22 protein-coding genes are annotated in these 22,824 nt (G+C 71.5%); 9 read left to right on the top strand and 13 right to left on the bottom strand.

Annotated elements, in window-relative coordinates; all coding sequences use genetic code 11:
- Positions 1-60 precede the first annotated feature (60 nt).
- Together K7B10_RS29815 and K7B10_RS29810 are read left to right on the top strand one after the other, a co-directional pair.
- The gene (locus K7B10_RS29815) at positions 61-1,305 is read left to right on the top strand and encodes a TerD family protein (protein WP_229340753.1); all 1,245 of its coding nucleotides are present in this window, start codon (positions 61-63) and stop codon (positions 1,303-1,305) included.
- 112 nt (positions 1,306-1,417) lie between these two features.
- Positions 1,418-1,594 carry a hypothetical protein gene (locus K7B10_RS29810; RefSeq protein ID WP_199813622.1) on the top strand — a complete coding sequence of 59 codons (177 nt, stop codon included), beginning with the start codon at positions 1,418-1,420 and terminating at the stop codon, positions 1,592-1,594.
- A 69-nt stretch (positions 1,595-1,663) separates the two neighbouring features.
- Here K7B10_RS29810 and K7B10_RS29805 read toward each other — a convergent pair whose 3' ends face one another.
- Positions 1,664-3,103 carry an alkaline phosphatase PhoX gene (locus K7B10_RS29805; protein ID WP_229340752.1) on the bottom strand — a complete coding sequence of 480 codons (1,440 nt, stop codon included), beginning with the start codon at positions 3,101-3,103 and terminating at the stop codon, positions 1,664-1,666.
- Between the two features lie 212 nt (positions 3,104-3,315).
- On the bottom strand, positions 3,316-4,803 hold the full coding sequence (locus tag K7B10_RS29800; RefSeq protein WP_229340749.1) for a hypothetical protein: 1,488 nt from the start codon (positions 4,801-4,803) through the stop codon (positions 3,316-3,318).
- Between the two features lie 327 nt (positions 4,804-5,130).
- On the opposite strand from K7B10_RS29800, the gene K7B10_RS29795 reads away from it, so the two are divergent.
- The 3 genes from K7B10_RS29795 (at position 5,131) to K7B10_RS29785 (ending at position 7,919) form a co-directional block, all read left to right on the top strand.
- The gene (locus tag K7B10_RS29795; RefSeq protein ID WP_229345510.1) at positions 5,131-6,972 is read left to right on the top strand and encodes a DUF8508 domain-containing protein; all 1,842 of its coding nucleotides are present in this window, start codon (positions 5,131-5,133) and stop codon (positions 6,970-6,972) included.
- Between the two features lie 99 nt (positions 6,973-7,071).
- A complete protein-coding gene (locus K7B10_RS29790; protein ID WP_229340747.1) occupies positions 7,072-7,518 on the top strand; it encodes a GNAT family N-acetyltransferase in 447 nt (148 codons plus the stop codon).
- Positions 7,519-7,664: 146 nt separating this feature from the next.
- Positions 7,665-7,919: a hypothetical protein gene (locus K7B10_RS29785; protein ID WP_229340745.1), complete on the top strand. Its 255-nt coding sequence runs from the start codon at positions 7,665-7,667 to the stop codon at positions 7,917-7,919.
- A 126-nt stretch (positions 7,920-8,045) separates the two neighbouring features.
- On the opposite strand, the gene dapD is transcribed toward K7B10_RS29785, so the two are convergent.
- Complete coding sequence (gene dapD / locus K7B10_RS29780; protein WP_229340743.1) at positions 8,046-9,026, bottom strand: 2,3,4,5-tetrahydropyridine-2,6-dicarboxylate N-succinyltransferase; 981 nt, start codon at positions 9,024-9,026, stop codon at positions 8,046-8,048.
- Positions 9,027-9,035: 9 nt separating this feature from the next.
- Entirely contained in the window at positions 9,036-10,307 is a 1,272-nt protein-coding gene (locus K7B10_RS29775) for an MFS transporter (RefSeq protein WP_229340741.1), read from the bottom strand.
- 84 nt (positions 10,308-10,391) lie between these two features.
- Here K7B10_RS29775 and K7B10_RS29770 point away from each other — a divergent pair, with 84 nt between their 5' ends.
- The gene (locus K7B10_RS29770) at positions 10,392-11,267 is read left to right on the top strand and encodes a winged helix-turn-helix transcriptional regulator (protein ID WP_229340739.1); all 876 of its coding nucleotides are present in this window, start codon (positions 10,392-10,394) and stop codon (positions 11,265-11,267) included.
- 86 nt (positions 11,268-11,353) lie between these two features.
- Here the strand turns inward: K7B10_RS29770 and K7B10_RS29765 are convergent, their stop codons facing one another.
- The 9 genes from K7B10_RS29765 to K7B10_RS29725 all read right to left on the bottom strand — a co-directional run bounded on the left by K7B10_RS29765 (position 11,354) and on the right by K7B10_RS29725 (position 19,546).
- On the bottom strand, positions 11,354-12,697 hold the full coding sequence (locus K7B10_RS29765) for a DUF3616 domain-containing protein (protein ID WP_229345509.1): 1,344 nt from the start codon (positions 12,695-12,697) through the stop codon (positions 11,354-11,356).
- Positions 12,698-12,961: 264 nt separating this feature from the next.
- Positions 12,962-13,309 carry a metal-sulfur cluster assembly factor gene (locus K7B10_RS29760; RefSeq protein WP_030160393.1) on the bottom strand — a complete coding sequence of 116 codons (348 nt, stop codon included), beginning with the start codon at positions 13,307-13,309 and terminating at the stop codon, positions 12,962-12,964.
- Positions 13,306-13,770 (bottom strand): Fe-S cluster assembly sulfur transfer protein SufU, encoded by a 465-nt coding sequence (gene sufU / locus K7B10_RS29755; protein ID WP_030160391.1) that lies wholly within the window; start codon positions 13,768-13,770, stop codon positions 13,306-13,308. The genes K7B10_RS29760 and sufU overlap by 4 nt, the downstream gene beginning before the upstream one ends.
- A 22-nt stretch (positions 13,771-13,792) precedes the next feature.
- On the bottom strand, positions 13,793-15,049 hold the full coding sequence (locus tag K7B10_RS29750) for a cysteine desulfurase (RefSeq protein WP_030858993.1): 1,257 nt from the start codon (positions 15,047-15,049) through the stop codon (positions 13,793-13,795).
- On the bottom strand, positions 15,046-15,810 hold the full coding sequence (gene sufC / locus K7B10_RS29745; RefSeq protein ID WP_030858992.1) for a Fe-S cluster assembly ATPase SufC: 765 nt from the start codon (positions 15,808-15,810) through the stop codon (positions 15,046-15,048). The genes K7B10_RS29750 and sufC overlap by 4 nt, the downstream gene beginning before the upstream one ends.
- 7 nt (positions 15,811-15,817) lie before the next feature.
- Complete coding sequence (locus K7B10_RS29740; protein ID WP_030858990.1) at positions 15,818-16,135, bottom strand: bifunctional 3-phenylpropionate/cinnamic acid dioxygenase ferredoxin subunit; 318 nt, start codon at positions 16,133-16,135, stop codon at positions 15,818-15,820.
- Complete coding sequence (sufD, locus tag K7B10_RS29735; protein ID WP_030858988.1) at positions 16,135-17,313, bottom strand: Fe-S cluster assembly protein SufD; 1,179 nt, start codon at positions 17,311-17,313, stop codon at positions 16,135-16,137. The genes K7B10_RS29740 and sufD overlap by 1 nt, the downstream gene beginning before the upstream one ends.
- A 77-nt stretch (positions 17,314-17,390) precedes the next feature.
- The gene (gene sufB / locus K7B10_RS29730) at positions 17,391-18,806 is read right to left on the bottom strand and encodes a Fe-S cluster assembly protein SufB (protein ID WP_030858986.1); all 1,416 of its coding nucleotides are present in this window, start codon (positions 18,804-18,806) and stop codon (positions 17,391-17,393) included.
- A complete protein-coding gene (locus K7B10_RS29725) occupies positions 18,803-19,546 on the bottom strand; it encodes a helix-turn-helix transcriptional regulator (RefSeq protein WP_030160379.1) in 744 nt (247 codons plus the stop codon). The genes sufB and K7B10_RS29725 overlap by 4 nt, the downstream gene beginning before the upstream one ends.
- A 362-nt stretch (positions 19,547-19,908) precedes the next feature.
- Between K7B10_RS29725 and K7B10_RS29720 the strand changes: the two genes are divergently transcribed.
- The 3 genes from K7B10_RS29720 (at position 19,909) to K7B10_RS29710 (ending at position 22,820) form a co-directional block, all read left to right on the top strand.
- Complete coding sequence (locus tag K7B10_RS29720) at positions 19,909-20,835, top strand: ABC transporter ATP-binding protein (RefSeq protein ID WP_229340737.1); 927 nt, start codon at positions 19,909-19,911, stop codon at positions 20,833-20,835.
- Positions 20,832-21,614 carry an ABC transporter permease gene (locus K7B10_RS29715; protein ID WP_229340735.1) on the top strand — a complete coding sequence of 261 codons (783 nt, stop codon included), beginning with the start codon at positions 20,832-20,834 and terminating at the stop codon, positions 21,612-21,614. The genes K7B10_RS29720 and K7B10_RS29715 overlap by 4 nt, the downstream gene beginning before the upstream one ends.
- An 84-nt stretch (positions 21,615-21,698) precedes the next feature.
- On the top strand, positions 21,699-22,820 hold the full coding sequence (locus K7B10_RS29710; RefSeq protein WP_229340733.1) for a hypothetical protein: 1,122 nt from the start codon (positions 21,699-21,701) through the stop codon (positions 22,818-22,820).
- The last annotated feature ends 4 nt before the right edge of the window (positions 22,821-22,824 follow it).

The following is a 22,824-nucleotide window of genomic DNA, read 5'->3' as shown; positions in this document are numbered from 1 at the left end:
TCTGTCACGAGGGTAAGGGAACGGCAAAGCACCTCCGGTCGTTCTCCGGGCATGACCGCTATGACCCCAGGTTCCAACCTGCCGCTCAACACCGTCCGTGTGACGGTGGACGTGGCTGCCCCGGTGCGGCTCGACGTGTCGGGACTGCTCCTCGCGGCGGACGGCAAGGTGCGCTCCGACGCCGACTTCATCTTCTACAACCAGCCGTCCGGGCCCGGTGTCAGCTACCGGTCCGGCGGCGGGGCGGCGCCGGACTCGATCACCGTGGACACGGGCGCCCTGCCGCCGGGCATCGAGCGGATCGTGGTCACGGCCAGCCCCGACGCCGCCGGTCAGACCTTCCAGGGCATCGAGCCCACCGCCACCGTGCGGCACGCGGAGACCGGCGCGGTGATCGCCTCCTTCACCCCGCCGCAGCTGGGCTCCGAGACCGCGCTCGTGGTCGTCGAGGTCTACCAGCGCGGCGGCGTGTGGAAGGTGCGCGCGGTGGGCCAGGGGTACGCGAACGGCCTCGCCGGGATCGCGACCGACTTCGGGGTCTCCGTGGACGAGGAGCCCACCGCGCCGCCCGCGGCCGCCCCGCAGGCCCCGGCCGCGCCCTCCCCCTCCTCCTGGCCGAGCGCCCCGGCGGCGCCGGCTCCTCCCGCGCCCCCGGCGGCGCCGTCGTTCCCCGCGGCCCCGCCGGCCGCGGCGCCCGCCGCGCCGGCCCCGGCCGCCGGCGGCACCGGGAAGATCAACCTCGACAAGGGCCGGGTCAGCCTCCAGAAGAACCAGACCGTGTCCCTCGTCAAGAACGGCCGCCCGCTGCTCTCCCAGGTGAAGATGGGCCTGGGCTGGGAGCCGGCGTTCCGCGGCCGGGACATCGACCTCGACGCCTCCGTCATCGCGTACGGTCCGCAGCGCAACCACATCGACAGCTGCTACTTCGGCAAGCTGTCGATCCTGGGCGGCGCGATCAAGCACTCGGGTGACAACCTCACCGGCGAGGGCGCCGGGGACGACGAGGTGATCGTCGTGGACCTCGGGCGGCTGCCCGCCGAGGCCACGGGCCTCGTCTTCACGGTCAACTCCTTCTCCGGCCAGAAGTTCAGCGAGGTCGCCAAGGCCTACTGCCGCCTGATCGACGCGGCGAGCGGGGAGGAGCTGGTGCGCTTCGACCTCACCGGTGCCGAGCCGCAGACCGGGGTCATGATGGCCAAGCTGATTCGCCAGTTCTCGGGCGAATGGGAGATGACGGCCATCGGAGAGTTTGTGAAGTCCCGCACAGTGCGCGGGATGGTCAAGCCCGGCTCTCAGACACTCTGAGCAGGTGGGCGGGCACATGGAGCGACCGTGACCGTCGGCCGGAGGGCCGAGGTGATGGATTCCACCCTTAATAGGTGGGTGGCTGTCAGTACCCGCCCGTAGCCTTGAAAGCATGTACAGCACACTCCGGCCCGCGGGTCCCGCCCGCCCGTCCGCCGCAGAGGCGAACGAGGCGATACGGCACCTTGTCGAGACGCGGGTGGACGACGAGTGGCCCTCCGAGGCGTACGAGTTCCTCCTGGAGGAATGGGCCGCCGCCAGCCGCGCCGAGATCGCCGCAGCTCAATGAACGATCGAAGGCCGTACCACCGCCCCGTGAACGGGCGGCGGCACGGCCTTCGATCGCGAGCGCCGGCCGTCAGTGCGCGCGGCGCCACGGGCCGGTGATGGCCAGCATGATGCCCGGGTCCTGGATGTTGGCGTACAGCGTGCGCCCGTCCGGCGAGAAGCAGACACCGGTGAACTCGGAGTACTCCGGCTCCTGTGCCGTCCCGATGTTCAGCTCGTTGCGTGCCAGCGGGTACGTGCGCCCCGACTCGGTCGCGCCGAACAGGTGCTGCAGCCCGCTGCCGTCCTCCGCGATGACCAGGCCGCCGTACGGGGAGACCGTGATGTTGTCCGGGCCGTCGAAGGAGCCGTCCTTCGCCGGGTCGGCGTTCACCCCGAGCACCACCGTCAGCCGGATCGTGCGCCGCTTCGGGTCGTAGAACCACACCTGGCCGTCGTGGGCCGCACCCGGGCTCTCCTCACGGGCGTACGAGGAGACGAAGTACGTGCCCCCGTCGGCCCACCACATGCCCTCCAGCTTGCGGGCGCGGGTCACGGCGCCCTCCCCGAACTGCTTGCGCACCGACACCGTCCGCGCGTCGCGGTCCGGGACGGGCACCCAGTCGACCCCGTAGACGGTACCGATCTTCGTCGCGCGCGAGAGGTCGTCGACGAACCGGCCCGCGCTGTCGAAGCACTTGGCGGCGGCGAGCACGCCCGCATCGGCGGCGAGGGTACGGAGCTTGCCGCGCCCGTGCCGGAAGCCGCTCGGCGGGGTCCAGCGGTAGAGCAGCCCGTTGGGGCCGGAGGCGTCCTCGGTCAGGTACGCGTGGCCCTGGCGCGGGTCGATGACCACGGCCTCGTGGGCGTACCGGCCGAAGGCCTTGACCGGCTTCGGGTCGCGGTTGGCGCGCCGGTCGTGCGGGTCGACCTCGAACACGTACCCGTGGTCCTTGGTCATGCCGTTCTTGCCGGCGAGGTCCTCGGTCTCCTCGCAGGTCAGCCAGGTGTCCCAGGGGGTTGCGCCGCCCGCGCAGTTGGTGGACGTACCCGCGACGCCCACCCATTCGGCGACCTCGCCGCCGCGCCGGACCTCGACGACCGTGCAGCCGCCGGCCGCCGCCGGGTCGTAGACGAGGCCCTCGGTGAGCGGGACGGGGTGCGCCCAGTTCGCCCGCTTGCCCTTGAGTTCGTGGTTGTTGACGAGGAGGGTGACCCCGCGGTGCCCCTCGAAGGCGGCCGTGCCGTCGTGGTTGGACGGGGTGGACTCGCCCGAGTCGAGGGTGGTGACCCCGCTGTGGGTGATCACGCGGTAGCTGAATCCGGCGGGGAGGGCGAGCAGTCCGGCCGGGTCCGCGAGGAGCGGGCCGTAGCCGGGCTCGCAGGGCCGCCCGTGCTCGTCGCGCCGGGTGCTGTCGTCGGCCGCCAGCGCTCCCGGAGCGGTGGCGAGCGCGCCGACCGTCCCGGTGAGCGCGACTCCCGCGCCGGCGATGACGGTGCGGGCGGTGAAGTCTCTACGGCTGAGCGGCATCGGGTCTCCTGGGGTGGGGAGGTGGTGCGCCTGTCGTGCGGGCGTCGGCGCACACGCTCCCGCCCGCACGTGAACGGCGGCTGAACTACCCGCGAAGCGGAGCCGATCCCTTGCCGGTGGCCGCATTGGCCGACTCCGGTTCAGGAACGGCGCGTTCCGGCCGCCGGCCACCCCCCGCCCCAGCTGCCGCTTCCGTACCTGGGATCCCCTGGTCAGGCCTGGCGCGAACGGGCCTTGAAGGCGGCCTTGCGGGCCTCCTTTGCGGCCTTCTTGTCCGGGTGCATCCGGCCCATCGCCTCCAGCACGTACGCCGTCGCCGGGTGCTCCACCCGCCACACCTGGTCGAAGAACCCCGTGTGGTGCTCGGTCAGCGACCGCATCAGCAGTGGCAGTTCCGCCGTCTCCCCGTCCGCCGCGAGCTGTGCCGCGATCGTGTCGACGGTCAGCCAGAACACCATGGCCTCGTCCGGCGCCGGTACGTCGGCCACCCCGCGCTCCGAGAGCCAGACCCGGGCCAGCCCGCCGAGCTCGGCGTCGTCCAGCACCGCGCGGACCGCCGGCTCCGCCTCGGGCCCGGCCGGGGCGAGGGCCTGCTGGCAGCGGAGCCGGCGCAGCGGGCCGCCCTCGTCGGCGCCGCGGGCCGCGGCCAGCAGCTCGGCGACCGCGCCCTGCAGTTCGCGGCCGGCCAGCCACTGCTCGATCTCGGCCTGGGCCGCGCCCTCGGGGTATCCGGAGACCGCGTCGAGCAGGGCGTCGGCGCCCTTGTCGGCCAGTTCACCGACGGCGGGGGCGGTGACCCCGGCCTCCAGCATGCGGGCGCGGATCCCGTACAGGCCGAGCGGGGTCAGCCGTACCAGCCCGTAGCGGGAGACGTCCTCGTCGTCGACCTCGCCGCGGGACGGGCCGTCGGCCGAGCCGGCGGCGGCGAACTCCTCGTCGTCCGCCTCCGCCATCAGGGCCTCGTCCACGGGCCGGAACTCGACGAGCCCGATCGGCTCCAGCTGCCGGAACTGGTCGTCGAGGCGCATCATCGCGTCCGAGACCTGCTCCAGCACGGCGTCGGTCGGCTCGCCCATGTCCTCGGGGATGACCATCGAGGCGGCGAGCACCGGCAGCGGAACGGGCCCGTCCGAAGCGCCGTGCTCGGAGACGGTGAGCAGGTAGAGGTTGGCGAGGACCCCGTCGAGGAAGTCCGCCTCGCGGCTCGGGTTCCAGTCCAGCCGGTCGAAGTCGATCTCGCCGCCCGCGTCCAACGCGTCGACGAGGTCGTCCAGATCGGGCACGGCCGCGTCCGCGAGGACGGTGTCCAGGGCCGCCAGCCACAGGTCGAGCACCTCTCCGGGTGCGCCGCCGGCCACGAGGGCCAGGTCCTCGCCGGGCGTGGCGGTGCCGGACTCCTCGGCGCCGCCCTCCTCCGGCTCGGCCACGTCGACGAGGCCGGTGTCCACGGCCACCCGCCAGGCCTGGCTCGCCTGCACCGGGCCTTCCTCGTCGGTGGGGTCGAGGCCCAGTACGGCCGCGGCCTCGGGCAGCTGCGCCGCGGCGAGTTCGCCACCGATGTCCACGCGGGTGTGCGGTCCGGCCCAGCGGGCCAGCCTCACGGCGCGGGCGAACAGCGGGGCGACGAGGGCGTCGCGGGCCAGTTCCGCATCGGAGGGCAGCCGTACCGGCGGCAGCGTGGGGTGCGGCTCTGCGGACATGGGGCGGTCTCCTCGCGAACGCGGTGGGGCGGTGGGGCTGTGGGGCACGGCCCCGCGGGGCGGCCGTCCGGCGCACCAGCGTAGACGCATATCGGGCGCGCCCGGGGGGCCATCTCCTTTGGTTCATCCCACAGTCAGCTGCCGTATGCCCTGGAGGCCTTGACAACTTCCCTGGTCACACAGGAAATTGACGCGCGTAGATCTATGGGGAATCTCCGGGATTCCTGCGGATCTCCTGCGGCCCGGCCGCGGAGCCACCGCATGAATCCCGCCAAACGCACGCAACACCCCTTCGCTTTCGTCTTCCACACACCGGAGTTCTTGACCATGCGCTCCTCGCACCCCCGTTCCGCCGCCGTCTCGGCACTCGTGGCCACCGCCCTGGCCACCGGCCTGCTCGCGGGCACCGCCGACGCGGCCGAAGGCTCCGCGTCCGCCGAGCCGATACGCATCCACGACATCCAGGGCACCACCCGCATATCGCCGCTCAACGGCAAGCAGGTCGCCGATGTCGCCGGCATCGTGACGGGCGTGCGCACGTACGGCTCGCGCGGCTTCTGGATGCAGGACCCGGACGCCGACGACAACGACGCGACCAGCGAGGGCGTCTTCGTCTTCACCAACGCCGTCCCGACCGTCGCCGTCGGCGACGCGGTCAAGGTCTCCGGCCTGGTCGGCGAGTACGTCCCCGGCGGTGTCTCCTCCGGCAACCAGTCGGTCACCCAGATCTCCAAGCCGGCCGTGACCGTGGTCTCCTCGGGCAACGCGCTGCCCGAGGCCACCGCGATCAACGAGTACAACGTGCCCGCCGAGTACGCCCCGGCGGGCGACCCGGCCGCCGCCGGCAGCATCAACGGCCTGACCCTGGAGCCCTCGCGCTACGCCCTGGACTTCTACGAGTCCCTCGAGGGCATGAACGTGAAGATCGGCACCTCCCGCGTGGTCGGCGCCACCGACCCGCACTCGGAGCTGTGGGTCACGGTGAAGGGCTGGGAGAACACCGCCAAGCGCGGCGGCACGATCTACGGCTCGTACGAGTCCCAGAACACCGGCCGCCTGCAGATCCAGCAGCTCGCGCCGATCGCGCAGCAGCCCTTCCCCGTGGCCAACGTCGGCGACAAGCTGACCGGCACCACCGAGGGCCCGCTGGACTTCAACCAGTTCGGCGGCTACACCCTGGTGGCCCGCACCCTGGGCACCGTCAAGGCGGGCACCCTGGCCCCCGAGAAGACCAAGGCGCAGGCGGCGAACGAGCTCGCGGTGGCCACGTACAACGTGGAGAACCTCGACCCGAGCGACCCGCAGGAGAAGTTCGACAACCTGGCGAAGGCCGTCGTCGCGAACCTGGCCTCGCCCGACATCCTGGCCCTGGAGGAGATCCAGGACGACAACGGCGCCAAGAACGACGGCACCGTCTCGGCCGAGGAGACCATCAAGAAGTTCACCGCGGCCATCGTGGCGGCCGGCGGCCCGGCGTACCAGTGGCGCACCGTCAACCCGGAGAACAACAAGGACGGCGGCGAGCCCGGTGGCAACATCCGCCAGGTGTTCCTGTTCAACCCGGCCCGCGTCTCCTTCACGGACCGCGCGGCGGGCGACTCGGTGACCCCGACCGGCGTGACGCAGGAGCACGGCAAGGCCGCCCTGACCCACTCCCCCGGCCGGATCGACCCGGCGAACCCGGCGTGGGCCGACAGCCGCAAGCCGCTGGCCGGCGAGTTCGTGTTCAAGGGCAAGACGGTCTTCGTGATCGCCAACCACTTCGGCTCCAAGGGCGGCGACGAGGGCCTGACCTCGGTCCACCAGCCGCCGGTGCGCTCCTCGGAGGCCAAGCGGCTGCTCCAGGCGCAGGCCGTGAACGGCTTCGTCAAGCAGCTCCTGGCGGCGGACAAGAACGCGAGCGTCCTCGCCGTCGGCGACATCAACGACTTCGAGTTCTCGGCGACCGCGCAGGCGCTGGAGGACGGCGGGGCGCTGTACTCGGCGATCAAGTCGCTGCCGAAGGCGGAACGCTACTCCTACGTGTACCAGGGCAACGCGCAGGTGCTGGACCAGATCCTGACCAGCCCGTCCGTCAAGAACTTCACGTACGACAGCGTGCACGTCAACGCGGAGTTCTCGGCGCAGAACAGCGACCACGACCCGCAGGTGCTCCGCTTCCGCCCGTGACCGCGGTGCGCTCGTGAGCGGCAGGTCCCCCGGACTCCGTCTCCCCCGGCTACCGCCGGGAGGTGACCCCGGCCCGGGGGCCCTGCCACACTTCCGGCCATGATCTTCCGTACTGCCACCCGTGAGGACCTGCCCGTCGTACTGGCCCTGCTGGCGGATGCCGGCGAGGAGCGGGCCGAGGTCGCGGAGGTGCACGAGCGGGCCTTCGCCGCGATCGAGGAGGACGCCCGCAACGAGATGCTGGTCCTCTGCGAGGACGGGGCGCCGGCGACGGTGGTCGGCTGCCTCCAGCTGACGTACGTCCCGGGCCTCGGCCAGGGCGGGCGGGAGCGTGCGTTGGTCGAGGCGGTACGGGTCCGCGCGGACCGGCGGGGCGACGGCCTGGGCGCGGAGCTGATGCGGCTGGCGGTCGGGCGGGCGCGCGAGCGCGGCTGCGGGCTGGTCCAGCTGACCAGCAACAAGCAGCGGGCGGACGCCCACCGGTTCTACGAGCGGCTCGGCTTCGCCCGCAGCCACGAGGGCTTCAAGCTGAGCCTGGCGCACTGAGCGCGGGCGCGTCGGGACACCTGCGGAGAAGTCGGGACTTTCGCCCCTGGCGTGACGCTCGCCACATCACCACCCATTCGCCCCGGGTTGTGGTGTTGAGTGGCCCCACGCTCGACCATGTCCCCCCGTACCCCCCGGAGGACCGCGTGTTCCCCTCGATCTCCCTCGCCCAGGAAATCGGCCTGGCCGTCCTGTTCGTGGCCGCCCTCGTGTGGGTGCTCGGCCTCGGGCACATGCTGTGGGACTCCCGCTTCCACCAGCCGGAGCCGGGCGCGTACGAGGGCGTCGCGGTCATCCCGGCCCAGCGCAGCACCGCCACGCACCCGATGGAGTCGGTCGAGCTGACCGAGGCGGAGGAAGAGGCCTTCGCCGGCCTGATCCGCACCATCCCCCTCCGCTGAACCACCGCGTCCCCCCGCGCTCGGGGCGGGAGGACGTTCCCGGGACCGGGCGGAACACGACGCCCTCACCTCCCCTTGCCGGGGAGGTGAGGGCGTCGTGGCCGTTCCGGGGCTGGGGGCCGGGGATCAGTTGTGGGAGTGCAGGACCTCGTTCAGGCCGCCCCAGACCGCGTTGTTCGGGCGGGCTTCGACCGTGCCCGTGACCGAGTTGCGGCGGAAGAGGATGTTGCTGGCGCCCGAGAGCTCCAGGGCCTTGACGATCTGGCCGTCCGGGAGGGTGACCCGGGTGCCCGCGGTCACGTACAGGCCGGCCTCGACGATGCACTCGTCGCCCAGCGCGATGCCCACGCCCGCCTCCGCGCCGATCAGGCAGCGCTCGCCGATCGAGATGATCTGCTTGCCGCCGCCCGAGAGGGTGCCCATCGTCGACGCGCCGCCGCCGATGTCGGAGCCGTCTCCGACCACGACGCCGGCCGAGATGCGGCCTTCGATCATCGAGGTGCCGAGGGTCCCGGCGTTGAAGTTGACGAAGCCCTCGTGCATGACGGTGGTGCCCTCGGCGAGGTGCGCACCCAGGCGGACCCGGTCCGCGTCGGCGATGCGCACGCCCTTGGGGGCGACGTAGTCCGTCATCCGCGGGAACTTGTCGATCGAGGTGACCTGGAGGTACAGGCCCTCGGCGCGCGCGTTCAGCCGTACGGCCTCCACCTGGTCCACGGCGACCGGGCCCAGCGAGGTCCAGGCGACGTTGGCCAGCAGGCCGAAGACGCCGTCCAGGCTCTGGCCGTGCGGCTTGACCAGGCGGTGGCTGAGCAGGTGCAGGCGCAGGTACGCGTCGTGCGCGTCGAGCGGCTTGTCCTCCAGGGAGGAGATCACGGTGCGGACGGCTACGACCTCGACGTCGCGGACCGCGTCCAGGCGGATCGCCTTGGCCGCGGCCGTGCCCAGCAGCTGCACGGCCTGATCGGCGGTGAGGCGCTCGGTGCCGGCCGGCCCGGGCTCGGCGACCAGCTCGGGGGCGGGGAACCAGGTGTCGAGGACGGTGCCGTCGGAGGCGATGGTGGCAAGTCCGGCGGCGACGGCGCCGGTGGTACGCGTAGCAGTCATGCCCGAAACCTAACCGCCGACGGCCCGAGGTCGCGAACCGGTCTCATGTGCCGGTCGCGCCGCGTGTCGCGCCGCACCCGGCACCTTCCGCCGCGCCCCGCGCCGTGAGGCGTACAGCACCGCCCCGCCCGCGCCCGCCGCCAGCGCCGCGCACAGCGGCCACAGCAGCCCGGGCGCGGCCGCGTACAGGGCGCCGCCCAGCGGTGGCCCGAGGACGACCCCGCTGACCGAGACCCCCGCGTACAGGCTCTGGAACCGCCCGATGGCGTGCTCGGGCGCCTGGTCGGCGACGTACGCGGTCGCGGTGGTCTTGTACAGGATCTCGCCGAGGCTGAGCATCACCATCATCGCCACGGCACTGGCGAGCCCCACCCCGGCCAGCAGCGCCGCGTACCCGGCCCCGACGAGCACGATGCCCGCGGCGATGACGGGGAGCGGCGGCCGCGCGCGCAGCGCGACGGCGGCCGGGAGCTCCAGCAGCAGGATGACGCCCCCGTTGAGCGCGATCACGAAGCCGAAGGTCCGGGTGTCGAGCCCGTGGTCGGCGAGGAAGACGGGGAAGGTGGAGTACTGCTGGCGGTAGACGAGGTCGGTCACCAGGATCGCGCCGAGCAGCACGAGCACGGCCGGCCGTGCCCGCAGCTCCTCCCACACGCCGCGGCCCAGACCCCCGTCCGGGGCCGCGGCGGGGCTGGAGGCGCTGCGGGAGGCCCCGCGGGCCGGGACGACCCGCGCGGTCCAGACGGCGAAGAACAGGGTCCCGAGGCCGTCGGCGACGAAGAGCCAGTCGTACGAGAGTCCGGTCGCGAGCAGGGCTCCCAGCGGCGGGCCGAGGGTGAAGCCGCCGTTGGAGACGCAGCGGACCACGGCGAAGGCCTGCCGGCGGGCCCCCTCGGGGACGGTGACGGCGACCAGCGCGGAGTTGGCCGCCCGGACCACGCCGGAGGCGTACTGGGCCAGCGGCAGGGCCGCGTAGAGCCCGGCCGTGGCCAGCAGCGGGAAGGACATCAGGGCGAGGCCGCCGGCGAGGGAGGCGGCGAGCAGCACGCGGCGGTGGCCGAAGCGGTCCCCGTACCAGCCGCCGGTGAAGTTCCCCGCGACCAGGCCGATGCCGCCGATGCCGGTGACCAGCCCCGCCTGGGCGGCTCCGAGGCCCCGCGGGCCGGTCAGGTACAGGAACACGAAGACGAAGGTGAAGCTGACGACGGCGTTGACGAACACCCCCGCCGCCAGCAGCCACACCGCCCGGGGCACGTCCTTGAAGCCCTGCGCCATTCCCATGTCCGCCCCCGAAACCAGTAAGTTCCTTTTGGGAACGGACTATGTCAGCATGACAGCCTTGGGTCAACGGACAAAGGAGTGCCCATGGCCCAGCGCACGCACCTCGACGACGCGGACTGCGCCATCGCCCAGGCCCTCGACGTGGTGGGCGACTGGTGGACGCTGCTGATCGTGCGCGACGCCGCGCGCGGCGTGCACCGCTTCGACGCGTTCCAGCGCGAGCTGGGGGTGTCCCGGAAGGTGCTGGCCGAGCGACTGAAACTGCTGGTCGAAGCCGGGGTGCTGACGCGCGAGCCGTACCAGGAACGCCCGGTGCGGCACGAATACCGGCTGACCCCGCGCGGGCGGGGACTGCTGCCGGTCCTGGTGGCCCTCCAGGACTGGGGGGACACCTGGGTCCTGGGGGAAGGCGATATGACGGCGACGACGGAGGAGTCCTCGCGGGAGGCCGAGCGGGTGCACGCGCTGCGCGGCACGCGGCTGCCGGAGCTGGTGCTGCCGGACCGGTTCGGTGAGGTGCGGGATCCGGTGGCTCACACGCCGTTCACGGTCCTGTACTGCTTCCCCGGCGCGTACGCCCGGGCGGAGTCCTACCCACCGGGGTGGGCGGGGATCCCGGGGGCCAAAGGCTGCACGTTCGAGTCGTGCACGTACCGGGACCAGCTGGCGGAGTTCGCGGCGGCCGGGGCGACGGTGCACGGGGTGTCCACCCAGCGGCCCGATGAGCAGCGGGAGTTCGCCGAGGCGGAGGGGCTGCGGTTCCCGCTGCTCTCGGACGCGGAACTGACGCTGACGGCGGCGCTGCGGCTGCCGACGTTCCGGGCGGCGGGGGTGAGCCGGCTGAAGCGGCTGACCCTGGTGGTGGACCGGGAGCGCGTGGTGCGCGAGGTGTTCTATCCGATCCGCGACATCGAAGCCGGCGTGGCGGCGGCGCTGAGCGCCGTCCGCGACGCCGGCTGACCGCGCCGGCGGGGCCGGGATCCGCGGGACCGGACCCCTGGGCCTGATCCACTGGCCCGGAGCCGCGGGGCCGGCCCCGCGGAGCGTCAGTTCAAGGTGAACCAGGCCGCGCGGGACTTCTTCCACTCCGCGTGCGTCAGGTCCTTGGCCTCGGTGCCGTCCCCGTACAGGTCGGCGGAGCCGCTGTCCGTGATCAGCTGGACGCGCGCGCCCGGAACCGACAGGTCCGGCACGTCCACGACGGCCTCCCAGCCGCCCGGGTCCGTCGTCGGCAGATCGGCCCGCTTCACCGGGGCGTGACCGGCTACGCCGTCCCACTGGTAGAGCGCGTACGGGTCCGAGTTGTCGTCCGCGGCCCAGGAGCCGGCCAGGATCAGGTACTGGTTGGCCGCGTTCTTGCGGATGTCGCGGATCGCGAGGCCGCCGAGGTCGAGCTCGATGCCCGCCCCGAAGGTGGCCTTGGCCCCGCTGGAGAGCACCTGGTCGAAGTTGGTCACCGGAACGACCAGCGCCTTGCCGCCCGGCACCGCCGGGGCCAGCGGGGCCCGGAAACCCAGGTAGGCGGTGGTGGTCGAGCCGGGCGCGAACTCCAGCCCCTCCACGTTGAACCCGTCGATCTGCTTGGGCACCTCGCCCGCGGCCGTGCCGGCCGCGAAGCCGTAGCGGTTCCCGTTCGCCTTGTCCCAGGCCACCAGGTCGTCGCGGAGCTTCTTGTACGAGCGCCCGTACGCGAGCTGCGTGGCCGATCCCGAGCCGCTCACCGTGGTGGTGAACACCGTGTTCCGGGGCGCCTTGTACTCGCCGTCCTTGTTGTTGCCGAGCGATCCCGTCCAGTAGATGGTGTTCCCGATCAGGGTCGCCCCCTCGATGTCCACCTCCTTGGTGACGCCGAGCTGCGAGCTGAAGTCCCAGGTGCGGACCGGGGCCGCCGAGCGGGAACGGTCGTACAGGCGCAGCACGTTGCTCTCGTCGTCGGCGACGACGGTGTAGCCGCCGCCGACGTCCACGGCGGCCGAGGAGTCGGAGGCGCCGGTGAAGTAGCGGGCGTCGGCCGGGTTCTGCACGGCGGCGGAGGCGGCGTACGACAGGGTCTTGGTGGCGCTCTTGCCGCCCAGCCCCGTCACCTTGACGGTGAGGTCGGTGTAGCCGCGGCCGCGCGCGGCGACGGCCAGGCGCCGCACCGCCCCGGTCCCGGTGACGGTCACGTCGCCGGTCCCGGCGACCGAGGCCTTGCTCGACGCGGACGCGCTGACCGTCAGCGCGGACGCGTCGGCGCCGCTCTGTCCCACGGTCACGTCGACCACGGGGTCCCCGGACGCGCCGACGGCGCCGGACAGGTACGCGGCGGACAGGCTGATCGTCGGCGTCCCGTACGTCACCGCCTGGGCGGGCACGACCGTGACCGTCCCGGCGACGACCAGCGCCGCCATGCCTGCGATGCCAAGCTGCTTCTTCATCGGTGTCCGTCCCCAAGAGTCGAGCCGGGCGCGAACCGCGTCACGCCGTGACGGCCGTCGAGCAGGTTCGGCCACCGTGGCCAACATCCGGTGCACGTCAATCGTCCGCCGGACGAACACGCAGGGCCTCCCGGGAGCTCCCGGGGCACGCGAACGGCCGCCCGGGCACGCGCAGCGCCCCCGGAGCACGCGAAGGGCCCCCGGCGCGGTGCCGGGGACCCTTCGTGAAGCGGTGGCTCAGACGTTGAAGCCGAGCGCGCGCAGCTGCTCGCGACCGTCGTCCGTGATCTTGTCCGGGCCCCACGGCGGCATCCAGACCCAGTTGATCCGCAGCTCGCTCACGATGCCGTCCGTCGCCGACTTCGCCTGGTCCTCGATGACGTCCGTCAGCGGGCAGGCCGCCGAGGTCAGCGTCATGTCGAGGGTGGCGATGTTCGCGTCGTCGATGTGGATGCCGTAGATCAGGCCCAGGTTGACGACGTCGATGCCCAGCTCGGGGTCGACCACGTCGTAGAGGGCCTCGCGGACCTCTTCCTCGGTGGCCGGCTTGATCGACGCCTCGGCGGGCGTCGCGTTCTCGGTCATGCCGTCTTCCTCTCCGCGGCGTCGCCCAGTGCCTGGGCGGTCGCGTCCTTCCAGGCCATCCAGCTCAGCAGAGCACACTTCACGCGAGCCGGGTACTTGGAGACGCCGACGAACGCGACCGCGTCCTCCAGCACCTCCTCCATGGCCTCGTCGGGCTCGATCTTGCCCTTCGACTGCATCATCTCCAGGAACACGCCCTGGATCTTCTGCGCCTCGGCCAGCTCCTTGCCGACGAGCAGCTCGTTCAGCACGGACGCGCTGGCCTGGCTGATGGAGCAGCCCTGGCCCTCGTACGAGACGTCGGTGAGCGTCTCGCCGTCGTACTTCACCCGCAGCGTGATCTCGTCGCCGCACGTCGGGTTGACGTGGTGCACCTCGGCGTCGCCGTCGCGCAGGCCACGCCCGTGCGGGTGCTTGTAGTGGTCCAGGATCAGTTCCTGGTACATCGAATCCAGCTTCACTGCGTCGTCCTCGTCGCCCTCGTCAGCCGAAGAAGTTCCGTACGTGCTCCAGCCCGTCGATCAGCGCGTCGACATCGGCCGGAGAGGAGTACAGGTAGAAAGACGCTCGCGTGGTCGCGGGAATTCCGTAGCGCAGGCAGACCGGGCGCGCGCAGTGGTGTCCCACGCGGACCGCGATGCCCTGCTCGTCCAGGACCTGGCCCACGTCGTGCGGGTGGATGTCACCGAGCGTGAAGGAGATCGCGGCGCCGCGGTCCTCGGCCGTGGTGGGGCCGATGATCCGCAGGTCGGGGACCTCCAGGAGGCGCTTCACCGCGTACTCGGTGATCGCGTGCTCGTGCGCGGCGATCTTGTCCATGCCGATCGCGGTGAGGTAGTCCACGGCCGCGCCGAGGCCGACGGCCTGGGCGATCGGGGGCGTACCCGCCTCGAACTTGTGGGGCGCCGGGGCGTACGTCGAGGCGTGCATCGACACGGTCTCGATCATCTCGCCGCCGCCGAGGAACGGGGGCAGGTCCTCCAGGAGCTCCTGGCGGCCCCAGAGCACGCCGATGCCGGTCGGACCGCACATCTTGTGGCCGGTGAAGGCCACGAAGTCGGCGCCGAGCGCCTGCACGTCGAGCGGCATGTGCGGAGCGGCCTGCGAGGCGTCGATCAGCACCAGCGCGCCGACCTCCTGCGCGCGCCGGACGATCGCCTCGACCGGGTTGATCGTGCCCATGATGTTGGAGACCAGCGTGAAGGAGACGATCTTCGTCTTCTCCGTGATGACCTCTTCGATGTTGGACAGGTCGAGCCGGCCGTCGTCGGTGAGGCCGAACCACTTCAGCTTCGCGCCGGTGCGCTGCGAGAGCAGCTGCCACGGGACGATGTTGGAGTGGTGCTCCATCTCCGTGATGGCGATCTCGGTCTCGCGGTCGACCCGGTAGGGCTCGTCCGCCCAGCCGAGCATGTTCGCGACCAGGTTGAGCGACTCCGAGGCGTTCTTGGTGAAGATCACCTCGTCGCGGCTCGGCGCGTTGATGAAGGCGGCGACCTTGTCGCGGGCGCCCTCGTACAGCGCCGTGGCCTCCTCGGCGAGCACGTGCACGCCGCGGTGGACGTTGGCGTTGTGCTGCTCGTAGTACTCGTTCAGCGCGTCGAGCACCTGGCGCGGCTTCTGCGAGGTCGCCGCGTTGTCCAGGTAAACGATCTTCTTCCCGTCGTGGACCACACGATCCAGAAGGGGGAAGTCCTTGCGGATCGCCTCGATGTCGAGGAGGCCAGGCAGCTGTGTCACGCGGTTGCGCCACCCTTCACGTACTTGTCGTAGCCCTCGGCCTCCAGCTGGTCCGCCAGCTCGGCGCCACCGGACTCGGCGATGCGGCCGTTCGCGAACACGTGCACGAAGTCGGGCTTGATGTAGCGCAGGATGCGCGTGTAGTGGGTGATCAGCAGGGTGCCGACCTCGCCGCTCTCGCGGACGCGGTTGACGCCCTCGGAGACGATGCGCAGGGCGTCGACGTCGAGGCCGGAGTCGGTCTCGTCGAGGATCGCGATCTTCGGCTTGAGGAGCTCCAGCTGCAGGATCTCGTGGCGCTTCTTCTCACCGCCGGAGAAGCCCTCGTTGACGTTGCGCTCGGCGAAGGCCGGGTCCATCTGGAGCTGCTCCATCGCGGACTTGACCTCCTTCACCCAGGTGCGCAGCTTCGGGGCCTCGCCGCGGATGGCGGTGGCCGAGGTGCGCAGGAAGTTGGAGACCGAGACGCCGGGGACCTCGACCGGGTACTGCATGGCGAGGAAGACGCCGGCGCGGGCGCGCTCGTCGACGGACATCTCCAGGACGTCTTCGCCGTCGAGGGTCACGGTGCCACCGGTGATGGTGTACTTCGGGTGACCGGCGAGCGAGTACGCCAGCGTGGACTTGCCGGAGCCGTTCGGACCCATGATGGCGTGCGTCTCGCCGGCCTTGACGGTGAGGTCGACACCCTTGAGGATCTCGCGGGCGCCGTTCTCGGCCTCGACGGAGACGTGCAGGTCGTGGATTTCAAGCGTTGCCATGGATACCTCAGGACTCCTGGGTGAGGGAGACGAGCACGTCGCCCCCTTCGATCTTTACGGGGTATACGGGAACCGGGCGGGTCGCGGGCAGACCGGACGGCTTGCCGGTGCGCAGGTCGAAGGAGGACCCGTGCAGCCAGCACTCGATCATGCAGTCCTCGACCTCGCCCTCCGAGAGCGAGACGTTCGCGTGCGAGCAGATGTCGTTGATCGCGAACACCTCCCCCTCGGTGGAGACGATGGACACCGGCGTGCCGTCGAGTTCCACCCGCTTCGGGGTGTTCTCCTCCAGCTCGCTCAGCGCGCAGGCCTTGACGTAGGTCATCAGACGGACGCCTCGAGCTCGGTCTCGATCTTGGCGAGCAGGCGCTCCTCGATGTCGTCGACACCGATCTGCTGGACGAGCTCGGCGAAGAAGCCGCGCACGACCAGGCGCCGGGCCTCGTCGGCCGGGATGCCGCGGGCCTGGAGGTAGAAGAGCTGCTCGTCGTCGAAGCGGCCGGTCGCGGAGGCGTGGCCGGCGCCGACGATCTCGCCGGTCTCGATCTCCAGGTTCGGCACCGAGTCGACCCGCGCGCCGTCCGTCAGGACGAGGTTGCGGTTCATCTCGTAGGTGTCGGTGCCCTCGGCGCTCTTCTCGATGAGGACGTCGCCGATCCAGACGGCGTGCGCACCCTCGCCCTGCAGGGCGCCCTTGTAGACCACGTGCGACTTGCAGTGCGGGGCGTCGTGCGTGACCAGGAGGCGGTGCTCCTGGTGCTGGTCGGCGTCCGTGAAGTACAGGCCGAGGAGCTCGGCCTCGCCGCCGGGGCCCGCGTAGCTGACCCGCGGGTGCAGGCGTACGAGGTCGCCGCCGAAGGTGACCACGATCGACTTGAAGGTCGCGTCGCGGCCGATCAGCGCGTTGTGCTGGGAGCAGTGGACGGCGGTGTCGTCCCAGTCCTGCACGGAGACGACGGTGAGCTTCGCACCGTCGCCGACGAGGAAGTCGACGTTGGCGGCGCGCACGCCGTCACCGGTGTGGTCGATGACGATGACGGCCTCGGCGAAGGCCTGCACGTCGAAGACGGTGTGGCCGAAGGTCGTACCGCCCTCGCCGTGCAGCGAGACGCGCACCGGCTCGGTCAGGACGGCCTCCTTGGGCACGGTGACGACCGTGGCCTTGGCGAAGGACGAGAACGCCTGGGCGGCGATCCGGTCCACGGGGGTGCCTGCCTTGCCGATGCGCGCGTCGCCGCGCTCCACCGACTCGACGGTGACGCCCTCGGGCGCGTCGATCTGGGCCTTCATGGTGCCGTCCGCGACCGCGGTGCCGTCGTGCAGACCCCGCAGGCGCGCCAGCGGGGTGAACCGCCACTCCTCCTCGCGGCCGTGGGGGACGGGGAAGTCCGCCACGTCGAAGGACGGGGGTGCGCTCATCCGGGTGGCGACGGTGGACTCGGCGGCCACCGCGATCGCGCCGGCCGTGGTCGAACCGGCCGGAATGTTCTGAGCCTCAGCCATGGCTGTCGTCTTGCTCGCTCTCTTAAAAGAACACGGTCTACGTCAAAGAATTGCTGCGGATCCGGGACGGTCGGGGATTAACCGACCGAGCCCTCCATCTGCAGCTCGATCAGCCGGTTGAGCTCCAGTGCGTACTCCATGGGCAGCTCGCGCGCGATCGGCTCGACGAACCCGCGCACGATCATGGCCATGGCCTCGAACTCGGTCATGCCGCGGCTCATCAGGTAGAAGAGCTGGTCGTCCGAGACCTTGGAGACGGTCGCCTCGTGACCCATGGAGACGTCGTCCTCGCGGACGTCGACGTACGGGTACGTGTCCGAGCGGGAGATCGTGTCGACCAGGAGCGCGTCGCAGAGCACGTTCGACTTGGAGCCGTGGGCACCCTCGCCGATCTCGACCAGACCGCGGTACGAGGTGCGGCCGCCGCCCCGCGCCACCGACTTGGAGACGATGTTCGAGGAGGTGTTCGGCGCCATGTGGACCATCTTGGAGCCGGCGTCCTGGTGCTGGCCCTCGCCCGCGAAGGCGATGGAGAGGGTCTCGCCCTTGGCGTGCTCGCCCATCAGGTAGACGGCCGGGTACTTCATGGTGACCTTGGAGCCGATGTTGCCGTCGATCCACTCCATGGTCGCGCCCTCGTACGCCACGGCGCGCTTGGTGACCAGGTTGTAGACGTTGTTCGACCAGTTCTGGATCGTCGTGTAGCGGCAGCGGCCGCCCTTCTTCACGATGATCTCGACCACGGCGCTGTGCAGCGAGTCCGAGGAGTAGATCGGGGCGGTGCAGCCCTCGACGTAGTGGACGTAGGCGTCCTCGTCGACGATGATCAGCGTCCGCTCGAACTGGCCCATGTTCTCCGTGTTGATGCGGAAGTAGGCCTGGAGCGGGATGTCGACCTTGACGCCCTTGGGCACGTAGATGAACGAGCCGCCCGACCACACGGCGGTGTTCAGCGACGCGAACTTGTTGTCGCCGACCGGGATGACCGTGCCGAAGTACTCCTGGAAGAGCTCCGGGTGCTCCTTGAGCGCGGTGTCCGTGTCGAGGAAGATGACGCCCTGCTCCTCCAGGTCCTCGCGGATCTGGTGGTAGACGACCTCGGACTCGTACTGGGCCGCGACACCGGCGACGAGGCGCTGCTTCTCCGCCTCCGGGATGCCGAGCTTGTCGTACGTGTTCTTGATGTCCTCGGGCAGGTCCTCCCACGAAGCGGCCTGCTTCTCGGTGGAACGCACGAAGTACTTGATGTTGTCGAAGTCGATGCCGGAGAGGTCGGAGCCCCAGGTCGGCATGGGCTTCTTGCCGAAGAGCTTCAGGCCCTTGAGGCGGAGCTTCAGCATCCACTCGGGCTCGTTCTTCTTCGCCGAGATGTCGCGGACGACGTCCTCCGACAGGCCTCGCTTGGCAGCCGAGCCGGCCGCGTCGGAGTCGGCCCAGCCGTACTCGTAGTTGCCCAGACCCTCAAGCTCAGGGTGAGCAGTCTCCGTGGTCATGCGGGGTTCCTCCCGGCCGTGCTGGCAGATGCTGATGTGTCGTTCTGTGTGGTGCCCGCGCCTCGCGGGATGAAGGTGGTGCACACCCCGTCGCCGTGGGCGATCGTGGCGAGGCGCTGCACGTGCGTCCCGAGCAGGCGGGAGAAGACCTCGGTCTCCGCCTCGCAGAGCTGCGGGAACTGCTCGGCGACATGGGCGACCGGGCAGTGGTGCTGGCAGAGCTGTTCACCGCTGTGCGGACCGGGAGCGCTCTTCGCCGTAGCAGCGTACCCGTCCGCGGTCAACGCCTTGGCAAGGGCCTCGGTGCGTTCCGCGGGGGCGGCGGCGTCCAGGCTTTCCCGGTAGGTCTCGGCCTGTGCGTCCATCCGCGCCCTGGCGAAGGCGGCGACGGCCGCCTCCCCCTGCTCACCTCCGCCGGCGGCCTGCGCGATCCAGCGCAGTGCGTCCGCGGCGAGCGAGTCGTAGGACTGGTCGAACGCGTCGCGGCCGCAGTCGGTCAGCGCGAAGACCTTGGCGGGCCGGCCCCGGGTGCGCGCACCGTAGACGCGCTGCTCACGGGGCTCGACCACGTCGTCGGCGACGAGCGTGTCGAGGTGGCGGCGGACGGCGGCCTGGGTGAGGCCGAGACGCGCTGCGAGGTCGGCGACGGTCGAGGGACCGTGGTCCAGGATGGAGCGCGCGACCCGGTTGCGGGTTGACCGCTCCCCGGTAGCGAGCTCCCCCTGGGGGGTCTCGATCATCCGTTCGCCGTATTTCACAACGCCATTGTTGCGTAATTAGTCGAGCCCCGACAAGCCGTGACCGGGGCCACTCCTGGTGGCCTCTATCACTAAGGGTTACCTAATTTGTCTACGCAGAGTTAAACGGAAGGGAATGATCCGCTATCCCGCCGGGCCCTCCGGTACCCCGGTACACGGCTCCCACCAGCAATCCCCCGCATACGGCGGTTCCGGGGAACGGTGCACATCACGTCGGCGAAAAGTCACTGAAACCGGCTGACCCGTACGGGGCCGCACGACTGAAAAAGTCACGGATACGGAGGTCGGTACTCCTCCGCCCCCGGGGCCAAGGACCCCCTCCCCGGCTCCGTAGACTCACCCGCATGAGCAACGACCCCGCCGTGGAGATCCGCGGACTGGTGAAGCGGTACGGGCCCAAGACGGCGGTGGACGGTCTCGACCTCACCGTCCGCAAGGCCTCGGTCACCGCCGTCCTCGGCCCCAACGGCGCGGGCAAGACCACCACCGTGGAGACCTGCGAGGGCTACCTGCGCCCCGACGCCGGCACCGTCCGCGTCCTCGGCCTCGACCCCGTCGCCCAGGCCGAGGCGCTGCGCCCGCGCATCGGCGTGATGCTCCAGTCCGGCGGGGTCTACTCCGGCGCCCGCGCCGTGGAGATGCTGCGCCACATGGCCAGGCTGTACGCCCACCCGCTCGACGTGGACGTGCTGGTCGAGCGGCTCGGGCTGGGCGGCTGCGGCCGCACCGCCTACCGCCGCCTCTCCGGCGGCCAGCAGCAGCGCCTGGCCCTGGCCATGGCCGTGGTCGGCCGCCCCGAGCTGGTCTTCCTGGACGAGCCGACCGCGGGGCTCGACCCGCAGGCCCGCCGGGCGACCTGGGACCTCGTACGGGAACTGCGCGCCGACGGGGTCACCGTCGTCCTCACCACCCACCACATGGACGAGGCCGAGCAGCTCGCGGACGAGGTCGCCATCGTCGACGCCGGCCGCGTCATCGCCCACGGCAGTCCCGAGCAGCTGTGCCGCGGCGGCGCCGAGAACACCCTGCGCTTCACCGGGCGGCCCGCCCTCGACCTCGGCTCGCTGCTGAAGGCGCTGCCCGACGGCACCGAGGCCGCCGAGCTCACCGCGGGCGTCTACCGGGTCACCGGCGCCGTGGACCCGCAGCTGCTGGCCACGGTCGCCTCCTGGTGCGCCCAGCACGGGGTGATGCCGAGCAGCCTCTCGGTGGAGCGGCACAGCCTCGAAGACGTCTTTCTGGAACTCACGGGCAAGGAGCTGCGCGCATGAGCGCCGGTACGTTCACCCCCGCCGCGGGGGCCGCACCCGTGTCCCGGATGATCCTGGCGCAGACGGCGCTGGAGACCCGGATGCTGCTGCGCAACGGGGAGCAGCTGCTGCTGACCGTGATCATCCCGGCGCTGCTGCTGGTGCTGTTCTCCGCCGTCGACATCGTCACCGTGCCCCTTCAGGAGGGGGGAGCCGAGAAGTCCGTGGACTTCCTCGCGCCGGGCATCCTGGCGCTGGCCGTGATGTCCACCGCCTTCACCGGCCAGGCCATCGCCACCGGCTTCGACCGCCGCTACGGGGTGCTCAAGCGGCTCGGCGCCTCGCCGCTGCCGCGCTGGGCGCTGATGTCCGCCAAGACGCTGTCCGTGCTGGTCACCGAGGTGCTCCAGATCGCGCTGCTGACGGTGATCGCCCTCGCGCTGGGCTGGTCCCCGCACGGCGATCCGCTCGCGGTCGCCGCGCTGATCCTGCTGGGCACCGCCGCCTTCTCCGGGCTCGGGCTGCTGATGGCGGGCACCCTCAAGGCCGAGGCCACGCTGGCCGCCGCCAACCTGGTGTTCCTGCTGCTGCTGGTCGGCGGCGGCGTGATCGTGCCGATGGAGAAGTTCCCCGCAGCCGTGCAGTCCGTGCTGGGGCTGCTGCCGATCTCGGCGCTGTCCGACGGGCTGCGCGAGGTGCTCCGGCACGGTTCCGGGCTGCCGTGGGGGGACGTGGCCGTCCTGGCCGCGTGGGCCGTCCTCGGACTCGGCGCCGCCGCGAAGCTGTTCCGCTGGGAGTGAATCCCCACCCCCGTTCGTTGACCCGGCAGGAGGATGTGCGCCGCCCCGCGGGGGCGGTGCACACCAGGACGCCGGGGGGCGGGCATGGCGCAACGGGAAGACGTTCTACGGCTGGACGCGCAATGGGCACAGGTCCGCTCGGGTGCCGCGCGGGCGGCGCCGGCCGAGGCCGAGGCGCTGCTGACGGAGCTGATCGGCGCGCTGCGCGAGCCGGCGCGCACCGATCCGGAGTGCGCGGCGCGGCTCGGCCTGCGCCTGGGCGACCTGGCGGCCCGCCGCTTCGCCGGCGGTGACCGGGCCGGCGCCCTCTCGGCCGTCGAGGAGGGGCTGCGGCACGCCCAGCAGGCGGCCGGACACGCCCCCGAGTACGCCCGCTGGTACGCCCGGGGCCTGATCAACCAGGGGGTCTGGCTGTCCTGGCCGCTGAGCGACGAGGCACGGCTGCCCCGCTATCCGCTCGGCGCGGAGACCGGTTCCGGCCCGAGCGCGATGGAGCGGGCGGCGGGCGAACGCGCCCTGGACGTGACCCGGGCCGCGGTCGAGGTGTGGGCGGGCCTGGACCAGCGGGATCCGGTCAACCGGCGCGGTCTCGCGCAGGCCAAGGTGTTCCTCGGGGACCGCCTCGCGGAGCTGGGCTCCGCCGAGGAGGCGGTGGCGTGGGCGGTGGACGCGGAGGGCGGTTTCCGCCGGCTGCTGCGCGCGGCCCCCGGCCCGGAGGAGGCCCAGGAGGCGGAGGAGGCCCTCGACCACATCGGCCGCCAGCTCGAACTGCGGCTGCGCTTCCTGTCCTTCGACTCCCTGGTCAACCTGCGCGCGCAGGGCCTGCTGCCCGAACCCCTGCTGCCCCAGGCCGTGGTGGCGGCCCGGATCCAGGGCGTGGCCGAGCCCGAGATCGCCGCCCGGCTGAGCCTCGGCGCCGAACAGGTGGGCACGATGCTGGAGGTCACGCCCTGGCTCGCGGTGTGGCGCTTCGAGGTGCGCGGTCCTGACGGGCTGTGGAACGTACAGGAACATCCGTGGCATGGCGTAACAGAAGTGAGAAACAGGACAGCGGAGGACATAGGAGCCGAATTGATACGCGGGTTCATGACGTCCGCCGACTACCCCGGGGACGGCGTCCCTTGGCGCGTCCGTGTCTGGTGGCACGACGAAGGCGACCCGGCGGGAGCCCGGTTCCGCGCGGCAGCGGGACCCGACACCGCTTAGCGCC

The organism is Streptomyces flavotricini (assembly GCF_020639365.1).
Classification (GTDB): domain Bacteria; phylum Actinomycetota; class Actinomycetes; order Streptomycetales; family Streptomycetaceae; genus Streptomyces; species Streptomyces flavotricini.
Note: the sequence above shows the minus strand (reverse complement) of the source record. Positions and strands in the feature narration are given on the sequence as shown.

Coding starts and splice junctions, on each gene's coding strand:
- K7B10_RS29740 (WP_030858990.1), bottom strand. CDS start 16,135: ATGACCTACGTCAAGGCCTGCGCGCTGAGCGAGCTGGAGGAGAACACC.
- sufD (WP_030858988.1), bottom strand. CDS start 17,313: ATGGCTGAGGCTCAGAACATTCCGGCCGGTTCGACCACGGCCGGCGCG.
- sufC (WP_030858992.1), bottom strand. CDS start 15,810: ATGGCAACGCTTGAAATCCACGACCTGCACGTCTCCGTCGAGGCCGAG.
- K7B10_RS29765 (WP_229345509.1), bottom strand. CDS start 12,697: ATGGCGGCGCTGGTCGTCGCCGGGACGGTCACGGTCGTGCCCGCCCAG.
- K7B10_RS29720 (WP_229340737.1), top strand. CDS start 19,909: ATGAGCAACGACCCCGCCGTGGAGATCCGCGGACTGGTGAAGCGGTAC.
- K7B10_RS29710 (WP_229340733.1), top strand. CDS start 21,699: ATGGCGCAACGGGAAGACGTTCTACGGCTGGACGCGCAATGGGCACAG.
- K7B10_RS29810 (WP_199813622.1), top strand. CDS start 1,418: ATGTACAGCACACTCCGGCCCGCGGGTCCCGCCCGCCCGTCCGCCGCA.
- K7B10_RS29775 (WP_229340741.1), bottom strand. CDS start 10,307: ATGGGAATGGCGCAGGGCTTCAAGGACGTGCCCCGGGCGGTGTGGCTG.
- K7B10_RS29725 (WP_030160379.1), bottom strand. CDS start 19,546: ATGATCGAGACCCCCCAGGGGGAGCTCGCTACCGGGGAGCGGTCAACC.
- K7B10_RS29805 (WP_229340752.1), bottom strand. CDS start 3,103: ATGCCGCTCAGCCGTAGAGACTTCACCGCCCGCACCGTCATCGCCGGC.
- sufB (WP_030858986.1), bottom strand. CDS start 18,806: ATGACCACGGAGACTGCTCACCCTGAGCTTGAGGGTCTGGGCAACTAC.
- K7B10_RS29795 (WP_229345510.1), top strand. CDS start 5,131: ATGCGCTCCTCGCACCCCCGTTCCGCCGCCGTCTCGGCACTCGTGGCC.
- dapD (WP_229340743.1), bottom strand. CDS start 9,026: ATGACTGCTACGCGTACCACCGGCGCCGTCGCCGCCGGACTTGCCACC.
- K7B10_RS29800 (WP_229340749.1), bottom strand. CDS start 4,803: ATGTCCGCAGAGCCGCACCCCACGCTGCCGCCGGTACGGCTGCCCTCC.
- K7B10_RS29790 (WP_229340747.1), top strand. CDS start 7,072: ATGATCTTCCGTACTGCCACCCGTGAGGACCTGCCCGTCGTACTGGCC.
- K7B10_RS29770 (WP_229340739.1), top strand. CDS start 10,392: ATGGCCCAGCGCACGCACCTCGACGACGCGGACTGCGCCATCGCCCAG.
- K7B10_RS29815 (WP_229340753.1), top strand. CDS start 61: ATGACCCCAGGTTCCAACCTGCCGCTCAACACCGTCCGTGTGACGGTG.
- K7B10_RS29715 (WP_229340735.1), top strand. CDS start 20,832: ATGAGCGCCGGTACGTTCACCCCCGCCGCGGGGGCCGCACCCGTGTCC.
- K7B10_RS29760 (WP_030160393.1), bottom strand. CDS start 13,309: ATGACCGAGAACGCGACGCCCGCCGAGGCGTCGATCAAGCCGGCCACC.